The sequence below is a fragment of the Streptomyces sp. CA-181903 genome (assembly GCF_050937075.1).
Classification (GTDB): domain Bacteria; phylum Actinomycetota; class Actinomycetes; order Streptomycetales; family Streptomycetaceae; genus Streptomyces.
The window spans coordinates 3,563,400-3,577,503 of the sequence record NZ_JBNJLY010000001.1 but is presented as its reverse complement, the minus strand read 5'-3'; the positions used below and the strand labels follow the sequence as shown (position 1 = coordinate 3,577,503).

General features: G+C 65.9%; 8 protein-coding genes and 4 rRNA genes. 10 read left to right on the top strand and 2 right to left on the bottom strand.

The annotated features are described in order from the left end of the window. The first annotated feature begins 25 nt into the window (after window positions 1-25). Window positions 26-142 (top strand): 5S ribosomal RNA (rrf, locus tag ACQEVS_RS15965). 116 nt (window positions 143-258) lie between these two features. Here the strand turns inward: rrf (ACQEVS_RS15965) and ACQEVS_RS15960 are convergent. Then, window positions 259-1,617, bottom strand: a complete 1,359-nt coding sequence (locus tag ACQEVS_RS15960; protein ID WP_433020959.1) for a SulP family inorganic anion transporter — start codon at window positions 1,615-1,617, stop codon at window positions 259-261. Between the two features lie 545 nt (window positions 1,618-2,162). Here ACQEVS_RS15960 and proC point away from each other — a divergent pair. After that, complete coding sequence (gene proC, locus ACQEVS_RS15955; RefSeq protein WP_433020956.1) at window positions 2,163-2,972, top strand: pyrroline-5-carboxylate reductase; 810 nt, start codon at window positions 2,163-2,165, stop codon at window positions 2,970-2,972. Between the two features lie 45 nt (window positions 2,973-3,017). On the opposite strand, the gene trpS is transcribed toward proC, so the two are convergent. Beyond that, on the bottom strand, window positions 3,018-4,025 hold the full coding sequence (gene trpS, locus ACQEVS_RS15950) for a tryptophan--tRNA ligase (protein ID WP_433020953.1): 1,008 nt from the start codon (window positions 4,023-4,025) through the stop codon (window positions 3,018-3,020). 772 nt (window positions 4,026-4,797) lie between these two features. On the opposite strand from trpS, the gene ACQEVS_RS15945 reads away from it, so the two are divergent. The 8 genes from ACQEVS_RS15945 to ACQEVS_RS15910 all read left to right on the top strand — a co-directional run bounded on the left by ACQEVS_RS15945 (window position 4,798) and on the right by ACQEVS_RS15910 (window position 14,099). Then, a 16S ribosomal RNA gene (locus ACQEVS_RS15945) occupies window positions 4,798-6,322 on the top strand. A gap of 275 nt (window positions 6,323-6,597) precedes the next feature. Further along, window positions 6,598-9,720, top strand: a 23S ribosomal RNA gene (locus ACQEVS_RS15940). 77 nt (window positions 9,721-9,797) lie between these two features. Continuing rightward, window positions 9,798-9,914 (top strand): 5S ribosomal RNA (rrf, locus tag ACQEVS_RS15935). Together the 16S, 23S and 5S rRNA genes form the textbook arrangement of a ribosomal RNA operon. A gap of 88 nt (window positions 9,915-10,002) precedes the next feature. After that, window positions 10,003-11,175 (top strand): acetoin utilization protein AcuC, encoded by a 1,173-nt coding sequence (locus tag ACQEVS_RS15930; protein ID WP_433020950.1) that lies wholly within the window; start codon window positions 10,003-10,005, stop codon window positions 11,173-11,175. Window positions 11,176-11,328: 153 nt separating this feature from the next. Beyond that, window positions 11,329-12,126: a phosphatase gene (locus ACQEVS_RS15925; RefSeq protein ID WP_433020947.1), complete on the top strand. Its 798-nt coding sequence runs from the start codon at window positions 11,329-11,331 to the stop codon at window positions 12,124-12,126. A gap of 128 nt (window positions 12,127-12,254) precedes the next feature. Then, complete coding sequence (locus ACQEVS_RS15920; protein ID WP_154080489.1) at window positions 12,255-12,464, top strand: helix-turn-helix domain-containing protein; 210 nt, start codon at window positions 12,255-12,257, stop codon at window positions 12,462-12,464. Between the two features lie 110 nt (window positions 12,465-12,574). Continuing rightward, window positions 12,575-12,673 (top strand): 30S ribosomal protein bS22, encoded by a 99-nt coding sequence (locus ACQEVS_RS15915; protein ID WP_003948845.1) that lies wholly within the window; start codon window positions 12,575-12,577, stop codon window positions 12,671-12,673. 367 nt (window positions 12,674-13,040) lie between these two features. Continuing rightward, a complete protein-coding gene (locus tag ACQEVS_RS15910) occupies window positions 13,041-14,099 on the top strand; it encodes an NAD-dependent epimerase/dehydratase family protein (RefSeq protein ID WP_433027584.1) in 1,059 nt (352 codons plus the stop codon). Window positions 14,100-14,104 lie beyond the last annotated feature (5 nt).

Here is a 14,104-nt window from a genome sequence, read left to right as displayed (position 1 = left end):
GGTTGTTGAAATTGTTTCATAGTGTTTCGGTGGTCATAGCGTTAGGGAAACGCCCGGTTACATTCCGAACCCGGAAGCTAAGCCTTTCAGCGCCGATGGTACTGCATGGGGGACCGTGTGGGAGAGTAGGACGCCGCCGAACTCAATTTGATAAAGCCGTGGGCCCTGGATCGATGAGAAATCGATCCGGGGCCTACGGCTTTTTTGCGTTTTCAGACGTCCGCATTCCTTCCACGGCGTCCGTCACTTCGGTGCCCGTCACTTCTTGCTGATCAAAGGCATACGGCCGTCGTCAGCCTGCCCATTTCCTCCTCGCCCGCGGTCGCCCCCGAACCGCGTCGCCTCCCAGCCGGCCTTGATGCCGGCCAGGAGCAGCCCGATGACGGCGCCCTCGAAGGGGTCGGTCACCACGATCGCGCCCGCGGTGGCGAGGAGGACCGCGACCTCGCCCCGATGTCCGTCCCACAGCCGCCCCAACTCCCGTACCGGCAGCAGCTGCCGGCCCAGGAGCACCAGCACACCGGCGAGCGCGGCGACCGGTACCGCCCCCAGGGCCCAGGGCAGCAGCGCGGCGAACACTGCCAGCCACACACCCTGCAGCACACGGGAGGCTCGAGTCCGCGCCCCCGCCCGGGCGTTGGCCGTACTGCGCACGATGACGGTGGTCAGCGGAAGGGCCCCGAGCATGCCGCACACCGTGTTGCCGGCGCCCTGCGCGATGAGCTCCTTGTCGTAGTCGGTGCGCGGACCGTCGTGCAGCCGGTCGACCGCCGTCGCGCCGAGCAGAGTGCCGGCCGACGCGACGAGCGTGAAGGCCAGGACCGTGCCCAGGACGCCGACCTGCCCGAGCCGCACGAAATCCGGGCCGTCCGGCGGCTGGACGGCGGTCATCAGATCACCGATCCGCAGCCGGTCGACCGGCAGGCGAAGCGCCGATGTCACGGCCGTCGCCGCGAGGACCGCGGCCAGTGGCGCAGGCATCAGCCGCACGCCGCGTGGCCAGCGCTGCCACAGCGCCATCAGCGCCATCGTGCCGACGCCCACCGCTCCGGCGGTCAGCGCCGTCGGGGACTCCAGGGTTCCGGTGGCCAGGAGGACGAGTCCGCCGAGCCGCTCCAGGCCGCCACCGGGCGCGTTCGCGTCGGCGAGTTCGTACAACTGGCCTGTGATCAGGACGAGTCCGGTCCCCGCCAGCATCCCCTGCACCACGGCGACGGGGACCTTCCGGAACCAGCGGCCGAGCCGCAGCAGGCCCAGCACCACCTGGAACAGGCCGGTGGCCAGGACGAGTACGCCCAGGCCGCCGAGCCCGTAGGTGCGCACGGCCTCGTACACGAGCGCGGCGAGGCCCGCGGCCGGCCCGCTCACCTGGATGCTGCTGCCCGGCAGCAGCCCGGTCAGCAACCCGCCGACAATTCCGGTGACGAGGCCCAGCTCCACCGGCACCCCGGAGGCCACGGCCACACCGGCCGAGAGCGGCACGGTTATGAGGAAGACGACGAGGGACGCGTGGACGTCGGCCCGGAGGAGCCGCGGAAGGCGAAGGAACCGGAGGAGGGAGTCGGTGTCGAGGCGGGAGGTGACGAAGCGGGCGGGGCCGAGGTCTTTGTGCTCCATGAGGGTTGCCTCCAGCGCCCCCGGGCGCACTGGGGCGGCCGGGGACCGAGAACCTGCGGTGGACGACGAGTGCGGGCGAACGGACCGGGCAGCCTCTGCGTGCGCAACGGTCGGGCCGAAGGGCGAAGAGAGCGGAGAGGGGTGGAGAAGGGGAGAGGGTGGAGAAGAGGGCGAAGGGCGGAGGCGAACGGAGAGGCGGGAGCAGGCGGCGGACGCGGGACGGGTCCGCGCGCGGTGCCCGTACGGACGCGTCCTCGCCCCCTCCGGCAGCGCGCCGTGAACACCCGCCCACAGTGTGACCAAGCCCTGTGCCCACGGGCCGTTCGGTGCGTTACCGCGTTGTAAACACGGAATCGAGGAGAGGGAAGAGCTCCGTCCGTTCACTCCGGCGGACACCCTGACTCATGCGCCCCGGCGCGCGCCGTGGCTCCTTCTCCCCGCGCCGTCGTCCGCTCCTACTGCCCACCGCCGTGTCGGGGCTGGTGCGAAGATGGCGGCCAGTGCGGCAACAGCACGGCACAGCGAACGCGGAAAAGGTGAACACCGTGACCCAGACAGTCGCCGTCCTCGGGACCGGAAAGATCGGTGAAGCGCTGCTCAGCGGCATGATCCGGGCAGGCTGGGACCCCGCGCAGCTGCTCTGCACCGCACGACGCCCGGAGCGCGCCGAGGCCCTGCGCGAGCGCTACGGCGTCGAGATCGTCGGCAACGCCGACGCCGCGAAGGCCGCCGACACCCTCATCCTGGCCGTCAAGCCGCAGGACATGGCGACGCTCCTCGACGAGCTCGCCCCGCACCTGCCGGCCGACCGGCTCGTCATCAGCGCGGCGGCCGGTGTCCCCACCGCGTTCTTCGAGGAGCGGCTCCCGGCCGGGACGCCCGTGGTGCGCGTCATGCCCAACACCCCGGTGCTGGTGGACGAGGGGATGTCGGTCATCTCCGGGGGCACGCACGCCACCGAGGAACACCTGCTGCGCACCGAGGCGATCTTCAAGCCGGTCGGCAAGACGCTGCGCGTCCCCGAGACGCAGCAGGACGCCGCGACCGCGCTCTCCGGCTCCGGTCCCGCGTACTTCTACTTCCTCGTCGAGGCGATGACGGACGCCGGCATCCTCCTCGGCCTGCCCAGGGACAAGGCCCACGACCTCATCGTCCAGGCGGCCATCGGCGCGGCCGTGATGCTCCGCGACAGCGGGGAACACCCCGTCAAGCTGCGCGAGGCCGTGACCTCGCCGGCCGGCACGACGATCAACGCCATCCGCGAGCTGGAGAAGCACGGCGTGCGGCACGCGCTCATCGCCGCCCTGGAGGCGGCCCGCGACCGCAGCCGCGAGCTGGCCTCCGGAACGGGCTGACGAGACGGGCCGCCGGTTCCGGAGGCGGCGGGCGGTGGCCCGCGGTCAGCCGGCGGGGAGCAGGCCGATGGCCCGGTACGCGGCGTCGACCGTCGGCCGCGCCAACTCCCGCGCCCGCCGGGCCCCGTCGCGGAGGACGCCGTCCACGTACGTCGGGTCGGCGCAGAGTTCGGCGTGCCTCTCACGTACCGGGCGCAACAGTTCCACCACCGCGTCCGCGGTGTCCCGCTTCAGCGCGCCGTACGAGCCGTAGCTCGCGGCCAGGGCGTCCGGCGCGGTGCCGGTACAGGCGGCGAGCAGTTCCAGGAGGTTGGCGACACCGGGACGCTCGGCGCGGTCGTAGACGACGTCCGTCGCGCTGTCCGTGACCGCGCGCATCACCTTCTTGCGCACCACGTCCGCCTCGTCGAGGAGATAGACGATGCCGGAGGTCTCCGCGTGCGACTTCCCCATCTTCGACGTCGGGTCCTGGAGGTCCATGACCCGGGCCGCGACCGGCGGGAGGACGGCGCGGGGGACGGTGAACGTCGGCCCGTACCGCTGGTTGAAGCGCACGGCGAGGTCGCGGGTCAGCTCGACGTGCTGCGCCTGGTCGTCGCCGACGGGGACCTCGTCGGCGCGGTACGCGAGGATGTCGGCGGCCATCAGCACGGGATAGGTGAGGAGGGACAGGCGGACGCTTCCGCCGTTCGCCCGTTCGCGTGCCGACTTCTCCTTGTACTGGATCATGCGGCGCATCTCGCCGTCCGCGGCCGTGCACTCCAGGAGATAGGACAGCCGGGTGTGCTCGTCGACGTGGCTCTGCACAAACACCGTGCAGAGGGAGGGGTCCAGGCCGGCCGCCAGGAGCAGGGTCGCGGCCTGTCGGCTCAGCCGACGGACACGGGCCGGGTCGTGCTCGACGGTCAGTGCGTGCAGGTCCACCACGCAGAAGAGGGCGTCGGCGCGGTGCTGGTCCGACTCGACCCACTGCCGGACGGCGCCCAGGTAGTTGCCGAGGGTCAGGTGTCCGGTGGGCTTCACACCGCTGAAGATGCGGGTCGTGGGGGTCATGGGTCCCTCTCCTTGGGAACGGGGACCACCGCCACGGACAGCGAAAACGGCCGCCGAGGCGGCGGCCGTGGGGTGCATGCGTGGGTACGCGCAGGGGGGTGGCCGCCGTCAGGCGGGCCACCACTGGCCGTTACGGGCATGCAGGGTCATGCCGCCGACCGTACCGCCCGGAAACCGCTTGCGCCACGGGTTTGATCCAGACCAAGGCCCTCGTGTAAGGTTCTTCGAGTTGCCAGCGGGGCCCGAGAGGGAACCGGGGCGGCACTTCACGCCAGCTCGGCGGGATCCTCTACTGCACGGCCCTTGAACGGGATTGATTTCGGCATGCCGGAATTCGGTTCTGTTTGAGCCCCGGGCGCCGATTAGGCGCCGCCGGGGAAATCCGGTAAAGTAGTGATCACGCCGGAAGGCGCGGCAGTAACAAATAGCCGCTCCGCTGGCGGGAACCCCGCTCCAACAGGGGGCCGGAAACGGAATCCAAACCGGAAACGGAACGGAAAACGGATCTGGTAAGGTTGGAAACACCGAAGGGAAGCGCCCGGAGGAAAGCCTGAGAGAGTCTCTCGGGTGAGTACAAAGGAAGCGTCCGTTCCTTGAGAACTCAACAGCGTGCCAAAAGTCAACGCCAGACTATAAAACAACCCCGTCCACGGATCCTTGTGGTCCTGGATGAGGTTCCTTTGAAAAACACAGCGAGGACGCTGTGAACGACCGGGCCTATTCCGCCTGGTCGTTCCGCTCTCGTGTGTGTGCACCCGATTACGGGTAAACATTCACGGAGAGTTTGATCCTGGCTCAGGACGAACGCTGGCGGCGTGCTTAACACATGCAAGTCGAACGATGAACCTCCTTCGGGAGGGGATTAGTGGCGAACGGGTGAGTAACACGTGGGCAATCTGCCCTGCACTCTGGGACAAGCCCTGGAAACGGGGTCTAATACCGGATACGACTACTGAGCGCATGCTCGGTGGTGGAAAGCTCCGGCGGTGCAGGATGAGCCCGCGGCCTATCAGCTTGTTGGTGGGGTGATGGCCTACCAAGGCGACGACGGGTAGCCGGCCTGAGAGGGCGACCGGCCACACTGGGACTGAGACACGGCCCAGACTCCTACGGGAGGCAGCAGTGGGGAATATTGCACAATGGGCGAAAGCCTGATGCAGCGACGCCGCGTGAGGGATGACGGCCTTCGGGTTGTAAACCTCTTTCAGCAGGGAAGAAGCGAAAGTGACGGTACCTGCAGAAGAAGCGCCGGCTAACTACGTGCCAGCAGCCGCGGTAATACGTAGGGCGCAAGCGTTGTCCGGAATTATTGGGCGTAAAGAGCTCGTAGGCGGCTTGTCGCGTCGGATGTGAAAGCCCGGGGCTTAACCCCGGGTCTGCATTCGATACGGGCAGGCTAGAGTTCGGTAGGGGAGATCGGAATTCCTGGTGTAGCGGTGAAATGCGCAGATATCAGGAGGAACACCGGTGGCGAAGGCGGATCTCTGGGCCGATACTGACGCTGAGGAGCGAAAGCGTGGGGAGCGAACAGGATTAGATACCCTGGTAGTCCACGCCGTAAACGTTGGGAACTAGGTGTGGGCGACATTCCACGTCGTCCGTGCCGCAGCTAACGCATTAAGTTCCCCGCCTGGGGAGTACGGCCGCAAGGCTAAAACTCAAAGGAATTGACGGGGGCCCGCACAAGCAGCGGAGCATGTGGCTTAATTCGACGCAACGCGAAGAACCTTACCAAGGCTTGACATACACCGGAAAGCGCTAGAGATAGTGCCCCCTTGTGGTCGGTGTACAGGTGGTGCATGGCTGTCGTCAGCTCGTGTCGTGAGATGTTGGGTTAAGTCCCGCAACGAGCGCAACCCTTGTTCTGTGTTGCCAGCATGCCTTTCGGGGTGATGGGGACTCACAGGAGACTGCCGGGGTCAACTCGGAGGAAGGTGGGGACGACGTCAAGTCATCATGCCCCTTATGTCTTGGGCTGCACACGTGCTACAATGGCCGGTACAATGAGCTGCGATACCGTGAGGTGGAGCGAATCTCAAAAAGCCGGTCTCAGTTCGGATTGGGGTCTGCAACTCGACCCCATGAAGTTGGAGTTGCTAGTAATCGCAGATCAGCATTGCTGCGGTGAATACGTTCCCGGGCCTTGTACACACCGCCCGTCACGTCACGAAAGTCGGTAACACCCGAAGCCGGTGGCCCAACCCTTGTGGAGGGAGCCGTCGAAGGTGGGACTGGCGATTGGGACGAAGTCGTAACAAGGTAGCCGTACCGGAAGGTGCGGCTGGATCACCTCCTTTCTAAGGAGCACATAGCCGACTGCAGACAAACGTTCTGCACGGTTGCTCATGGGTGGAACGTTGACTATTCGGCACAGTTGCAAGGGACTTGTTAGTACTGCTTCGGCGTGGAACACAGGATCTGATGTGACTGGGTCGGGCACGCTGTTGGGTGTCTGAGGGTACGGGCTACGGTCTGTATCTTCGGTCCGGCCCCGGTGAAGCGCCAGCTTGTCTGGTGTGTGACGGGTGGCTGGTCGTTGTTTGAGAACTGCACAGTGGACGCGAGCATCTGTGGCCAAGTTTTTAAGGGCGCACGGTGGATGCCTTGGCACCAGGAACCGATGAAGGACGTGGGAGGCCGCGATAGGCCCCGGGGAGCTGTCAACCGAGCTGTGATCCGGGGGTGTCCGAATGGGGAAACCCGGCAGTCGTCATGGGCTGTCACCCGCTGCTGAACACATAGGCAGTGTGGAGGGAACGCGGGGAAGTGAAACATCTCAGTACCCGCAGGAAGAGAAAACAACCGTGATTCCGGGAGTAGTGGCGAGCGAAACCGGATGAGGCCAAACCTTCGACGTGTGATACCCGGCAGGGGTTGCGTCGTGGGGGTTGTGGGATCTCTCTTCTGTCGTCTGCCGGCGACAGGACGAGTCAGAAACCGTAGTGATAGGCGAAGGACATGCGAAAGGTCCGGCGTAGAGGGTAAGACCCCCGTAGCTGAAATCATTGCGGCTCGTTTGAGAGACACCCAAGTAGCACGGGGCCCGAGAAATCCCGTGTGAATCTGGCGGGACCACCCGCTAAGCCTAAATATTCCCTGGTGACCGATAGCGGATAGTACCGTGAGGGAATGGTGAAAAGTACCGCGGGAGCGGAGTGAAATAGTACCTGAAACCGTGTGCCTACAAGCCGTGGGAGCGTCGCACAAGGAGCTTGCTTCTTGTGTCGTGACTGCGTGCCTTTTGAAGAATGAGCCTGCGAGTTTGCGGTGTGTTGCGAGGTTAACCCGTGTGGGGAAGCCGTAGCGAAAGCGAGTCCGAATAGGGCGAATGAGTAGCGCGCCCAAGACCCGAAGCGGAGTGATCTAGCCATGGGCAGGTTGAAGCGGAGGTAAGACTTCGTGGAGGACCGAACCCACCAGGGTTGAAAACCTGGGGGATGACCTGTGGTTAGGGGTGAAAGGCCAATCAAACTCCGTGATAGCTGGTTCTCCCCGAAATGCATTTAGGTGCAGCGTCGTGTGTTTCTTGCCGGAGGTAGAGCACTGGATAGGCGATGGGCCCTACCGGGTTACTGACCTTAGCCAAACTCCGAATGCCGGTAAGTGAGAGCGCGGCAGTGAGACTGTGGGGGATAAGCTCCATGGTCGAGAGGGAAACAGCCCAGAGCATCGACTAAGGCCCCTAAGCGTACGCTAAGTGGGAAAGGATGTGGAGTCGCAGAGACAACCAGGAGGTTGGCTTAGAAGCAGCCACCCTTGAAAGAGTGCGTAATAGCTCACTGGTCAAGTGATTCCGCGCCGACAATGTAGCGGGGCTCAAGCGTACCGCCGAAGTCGTGTCATTGCAGTACATACCCCCAACGGGGACTGTGATGGGTAGGGGAGCGTCGTGTGCCGGGTGAAGCAGCCGCGGAAGCGAGTTGTGGACGGTTCACGAGTGAGAATGCAGGCATGAGTAGCGATACACACGTGGGAAACGTGTGCGCCGATTGACTAAGGGTTCCTGGGTCAAGCTGATCTGCCCAGGGTAAGTCGGGACCTAAGGCGAGGCCGACAGGCGTAGTCGATGGACAACCGGTTGATATTCCGGTACCCGCTTTGAAACGCCCAATATCGAATCAGGCGATGCTAAGTCCGTGAAGCCGTTCCGGATCCTTCGGGTGATGGAAAGTGGTGGAGCCGACGATCCAGACTTGTAGTAGGTAAGCGATGGGGTGACGCAGGAAGGTAGTCCAGCCCGGGCGGTGGTTGTCCCGGGGTAAGGGTGTAGGGCGCTGTCTAGGCAAATCCGGACAGCATGAAGCCTGAGACCTGATGCCGAGCCGATTGTGGTGAAGTGGATGATCCTATGCTGTCGAGAAAAGCCTCTAGCGAGTTTCATGGCGGCCCGTACCCTAAACCGACTCAGGTGGTCAGGTAGAGAATACCGAGGCGTTCGGGTGAACTATGGTTAAGGAACTCGGCAAAATGCCCCCGTAACTTCGGGAGAAGGGGGCCATGTCCGGTGATGGGATTTACTCCTTGAGCTGGGTGTGGCCGCAGAGACCAGCGAGAAGCGACTGTTTACTAAAAACACAGGTCCGTGCGAAGCCGTAAGGCGATGTATACGGACTGACGCCTGCCCGGTGCTGGAACGTTAAGGGGACCGGTTAGCTCCATTTCGGTGGGGCGAAGCTGAGAACTTAAGCGCCAGTAAACGGCGGTGGTAACTATAACCATCCTAAGGTAGCGAAATTCCTTGTCGGGTAAGTTCCGACCTGCACGAATGGCGTAACGACTTCTCGACTGTCTCAACCATAGGCCCGGTGAAATTGCACTACGAGTAAAGATGCTCGTTTCGCGCAGCAGGACGGAAAGACCCCGGGACCTTTACTATAGCTTGATATTGGTGTTCGGTTCGGCTTGTGTAGGATAGGTGGGAGACTGTGAAGCATGCACGCCAGTGTGTGTGGAGTCGTCGTTGAAATACCACTCTGGTCGTGCTGGATGTCTAACCTGGGTCCGTGATCCGGATCAGGGACAGTGTCTGGTGGGTAGTTTAACTGGGGCGGTTGCCTCCTAAAGGGTAACGGAGGCGCCCAAAGGTTCCCTCAGCCTGGTTGGCAATCAGGTGTTGAGTGTAAGTGCACAAGGGAGCTTGACTGTGAGACCGACGGGTCGAGCAGGGACGAAAGTCGGGACTAGTGATCCGGCGGTGGCTTGTGGAAGCGCCGTCGCTCAACGGATAAAAGGTACCCCGGGGATAACAGGCTGATCTTCCCCAAGAGTCCATATCGACGGGATGGTTTGGCACCTCGATGTCGGCTCGTCGCATCCTGGGGCTGGAGTCGGTCCCAAGGGTTGGGCTGTTCGCCCATTAAAGCGGTACGCGAGCTGGGTTTAGAACGTCGTGAGACAGTTCGGTCCCTATCCGCTGTGCGCGTAGGAGTCTTGAGAAGGGCTGTCCCTAGTACGAGAGGACCGGGACGGACGAACCTCTGGTGTGCCAGTTGTTCTGCCAAGGGCATGGCTGGTTGGCTACGTTCGGGAGGGATAACCGCTGAAAGCATCTAAGCGGGAAGCCTGCTTCGAGATGAGGACTCCCACCCACTTGATGGGGTAAGGCTCCCAGTAGACGACTGGGTTGATAGGCCAGGTGTGGAAGACCGGTAACGGTTGGAGCTGACTGGTACTAATAGGCCGAGGGCTTGTCCTCAGTTGCTCGCGTCCACTGTGTTGGTTCTGAAACCACGAACAACCAAAGTGCCGGTTGTTGAAATTGTTTCATAGTGTTTCGGTGGTCATAGCGTTAGGGAAACGCCCGGTTACATTCCGAACCCGGAAGCTAAGCCTTTCAGCGCCGATGGTACTGCATGGGGGACCGTGTGGGAGAGTAGGACGCCGCCGAACTCAATTTGATAAAGCCGTGGGCCCTGGATCGATGAGAAATCGATCCGGGGCCTACGGCTTTTTTGCGTTTCCCGATAGCGTGGCCGTCATGAGCGGTCGCGCACAACTGATGTGGGATGAAGCGGTCACCGGTTACGACTTCGGACCGGGACATCCCATGGATCCGGTACGCCTCGCCCTCACCATGCGGCTCGTCGAGGCGTTCGGTCTGGACAAGGCGGTGGAGGTCGTCGCGGCCAGGCCGGCCGGGGAATCGACGCTGCGGCTGGTACACCGTCAGGACTACATCGAGGCCGTCCGGGCGGCCTCGGCCGACCCGCGGGCCGCCGATCCCGCCTACGGCCTCGGGACCCCCGACGACCCCGCCTTCGCCGGGATGCACGACGCCGCCGCGCTGATCGCCGGTCAGTCCGTCGCCGCCGCCGAGGCCGTGTGGCGCGGCGAGGCCGCACACGCCGTCAACTTCACCGGCGGGCTGCACCACGCGATGCCCGGCTCGGCGTCCGGCTTCTGCGTCTACAACGACGCCGCCCTCGCCGTCGCCCGGCTCCTCGAACTGGGCGCCGAGCGCGTGGCCTACGTCGACGTGGACGTCCACCACGGCGACGGCGTCCAGGCCGCGTTCTGGGAGGACCCGCGCGTCCTCACCATCTCGCTGCACGAACACCCCCGCACCCTCTTCCCGGAGACCGGCTGGCCCGAGGAGACCGGCGCCCCCGAGGCCGAGGGCGGCGCCGTCAACGTGGCGCTGCCGGCCGGGACCGGGGACGCCGGATGGCTGCGGGCGTTCCACGCCGTCGTCCCCGAGCTGCTGGCCGCCTTCCGGCCGCAGGTACTGGTGACCCAGCACGGGGCCGACACGCACTTCGAGGACCCCCTCGCGCATCTGACGGTCTCCCTGGACGCCCAGCGCCTCGTCGCCGAGTCCTGCCACGCCCTCGCCCACGAGCACACCGACGGGCGATGGGTGGCCCTGGGCGGCGGTGGGTACGCGGTCGTCGACGTCGTGCCGCGGTCCTGGACGCACCTGTGCGCCATCGCCGCCGGCCGGCCCGTGGAGCCCGGCACGGCCGTCCCGGAGGACTGGCGGCACGAGGTCTACCGGCGCACCCGCCAGTGGGGGCCGCAGCGGATGACCGACGGACTGCGGCCGGAATGGCGGGACTTCGCGACGTCCGGCTACGACCCCGCGGACCGCCTGGACCAGGCGATCCTGGCGACCCGCCGGGCCGCCTTCCCCGCCCACGGCCTGCTCCCGTGAACCCCCTGCTCCTCTGAGCCGCCTGCCGCACTGAGCCACCCAAGCCTCTGAGCCACCCGAGGCCCTGAGCCACGCGAGCCCCGAGCCCCGAGCCCCCGGCGCTCGGAGCCGTGCCCCGCCCCCGCCCGTCCCCGTTACCCGTGCGTGGAACGCTTGCGCGCGCATCTGCTCGCCGCCGGCCTCGCCGGGGTCGTGGCCACCACCCGGGAGCGGAGCCTCGACCGGTACCGGCGGTTCGTGGCCGGGGACCCCCGGGTGCTGATGGGGCTGGAGCCGGAAAGTGACTGGCACTACGAGGAATTGTTACGGCTGATGGGCCAAAGGTGTGGAGTTTCAGCCGATCCTGAACAGACTTCCGGGCATGATGTGATCGATCCGGATCGAACGCTGGCGGCGCTGGGAGCCTTCGCGAATCGCCTCGCCACGGTCGCCGCGACGGGCGCTCCGGTGCTGATCGGTACCGGTCATCCCCACCGGCTCCTGGGTTTCTACGCCGGGTTGGCCGCCGGTCTGTCGGCGGCGGGATGTGATGTCCTCACCCCGGCGCAGGGTCGAAGTATCGACATAACGACCCGGTTTGGCGTACGCACATACAACCTTGACTACGTCCGGGGAGTCGCGATGGTGCGCGAACCCGGCGCGCGCGCCACCGCGAACGAGCCGGGCGCACACACGCATTCACCCCTCCCGCTTCGTGCCGCGCTGGCCGCCGCGGCGGATGCCGGAGGCCCTCTTCCGGCCCTGGTCATCGGGGACCACGGGTGGGTCTGCGGGGCAGGTCAACTGGGCTTTGAGGCCATCGGACTGGCGGACTCCGACGACCCCGCCGTCTTCGTCGGGGAGGCCGAGGGGAGGGTGTCCGTGGCCGTTCCGCTTGATGACACTGTGCGGTCTGATTACTACCGACCGCTTACTCGCTATGTACTCAATCGAGCGTGTCTGTCACGGTAGGCGGCCGATGGCTGCTCCTCTTCCCCACTCGCATCACCCGCCCCTAATCTGGGGAGTGAGCGCGCAGCGACGAGGAGTCACCGGAGGGGAAGCCGGTGCGCGTCATGTGCGGAAGGTTCAGGTGTGTCATGGCTGCTGGCGAAAGGCCTCTCAACGAGGTCGTGTTCCTGACCGTGGCGGAAGTCGCCGCGGTGATGCGCGTGTCCAAGATGACCGTGTACCGCTTGGTGCACAGTGGTCATCTGCCGGCGATCCGGGTGGGTAGGTCCTTCCGGGTCCCAGAGCAGGCGGTGCACGAGTACCTCCGTGAGTCATTTGTGGGGGTGGAAACCGCCTGACGAGGACCTCGGATTACGCTGTTCGCCCGGTGCCGGGTAGGCTGGCCCGATGTAGGTCGTGTGGGCTCGGACGCCCCGCACCGAGTGAATCGATGTAAGCGAGGGTAGTCGTGGGCTCTGTTATCAAGAAGCGGCGCAAGCGGATGGCCAAGAAGAAGCACCGCAAGCTGCTCAAGCGCACTCGCGTTCAGCGCCGCAACAAGAAGTAAGCAGCGTCGCTGTGTTCGTCCCGCAGCCCTCTCATCGCCTCGGCGGTGGGAGGGCTGCGGTGCGTTCGGCTCCGGGAGGCCCGGGAGACGCCGGGCCCTGTGTGAGGCGTACGGCACCCGCGGTGGCTCCTGGGACCCGTCGGTCCGGCCGGGGCGCCCCGGGCCGCGTACGGCCGTCCCCACGTCCGTCCGCGCGGCCGGAAATGTCGCTCCCCGCGACGAGCGCACGTCACAGCGCGACGGCGACCCGCTACGGTGGCCGCCACAGGGCACCCGGAACCGGGTGGGGGACGCCTCCGGGAACGTCGTCGGGGACGCCCTCGGGATCCTCCTCGGGATCGTCCTCACGGAAGGGAAGGCGCTGACCTTGGGCAGGGTGGTGCTCGTCACCGGAGTGGCACGCCGGCTGGGCGGCCGGTTCGTCCGCCGGATCCTGCGGGAGCCCGGCGTCGAACGGGTCGTGGGTGTGGACGTGGTGCCGCCCGAGCACGGCCTGGGCGGGGCCGAGTTCGTCCGGGCCGACATCCGGCAGCCCGCCATCGCCCGGGTGCTGACCGAGCACGCGGTCGACACCGTGGTCCACATGGACGTCACCGGCACCCCGCTCGGCGCGCGGGGCAGCGGCCGGGGGAGCCGGGGCACGGTCAAGGAGACCAACGTCATCGGCACCATGCAGCTGCTGGGTGCCTGCCAGAAGACCCCCTCCGTGCGGCGGCTGGTCGTGAAGTCCACCACGAGCGTCTACGGCTCGGCGCCCCGCGACCCCGCGGTCTTCACCGAGGCGACGCCGCCCAAGTCGCTGCCCGGCGGCGGCTTCGCGAAGGACGCCGTCGAGGTCGAGGGCTACGTCCGCGGATTCGCCCGCCGGCGGCCCGACGTGGCGGTGTGCGTGCTGCGCTTCGCCAACCTGCTCGGCCCCCACGCCGACTCGCCGCTCGCCGAGTACTTCTCGCTGCCCGTGCTGCCCACGGTCCTCGGCTTCGACCCCAGGTTGCAGTTCGTACACGAGGACGACGCCGTCGAGGTGCTGCGGATCGCCGCCTCGGAGCCCGCCAGGGGCACGCTCAACAGCGGGACGTTCAACATCGCGGGAGACGGCGTGGTCCTGCTCTCACAGGCCGCCAGGCGCCTCGGACGCCCCACCCTGCCGTTCTTCCTCCCCAGCGTCACCTGGGCCGGCGCCGCGCTGCGCGCCCTCGGGATGCTGGACTTCTCCCCGGAGCAGATCCGGCTCCTCACCCACGGCCGTGTCGTGGACACCACCCAGATGCGGGAGACGCTCGGCTTCCACCCCCGGTACACCTCGGCGGGGGCCTTCGCCGACTTCACCCGGAGCCGTGGCACCGGTCTGCTGCCGCCCCACACCCTCGCCCGTACCGTCGACCGGATCGCCGCCGCGGTGCCTGCCGGCCGCGGCCTGAAGTGAGGAGC

Bases quoted from the DNA above. Each gene is read 5' to 3' on its own strand.
- ACQEVS_RS15930 (WP_433020950.1), top strand. From the start codon at position 10,003: ATGAGCGGTCGCGCACAACTGATGTGGGATGAAGCGGTCACCGGTTAC.
- ACQEVS_RS15920 (WP_154080489.1), top strand. From the start codon at position 12,255: ATGGCTGCTGGCGAAAGGCCTCTCAACGAGGTCGTGTTCCTGACCGTG.
- ACQEVS_RS15960 (WP_433020959.1), bottom strand. From the start codon at position 1,617: ATGGAGCACAAAGACCTCGGCCCCGCCCGCTTCGTCACCTCCCGCCTC.
- trpS (WP_433020953.1), bottom strand. From the start codon at position 4,025: ATGACCCCCACGACCCGCATCTTCAGCGGTGTGAAGCCCACCGGACAC.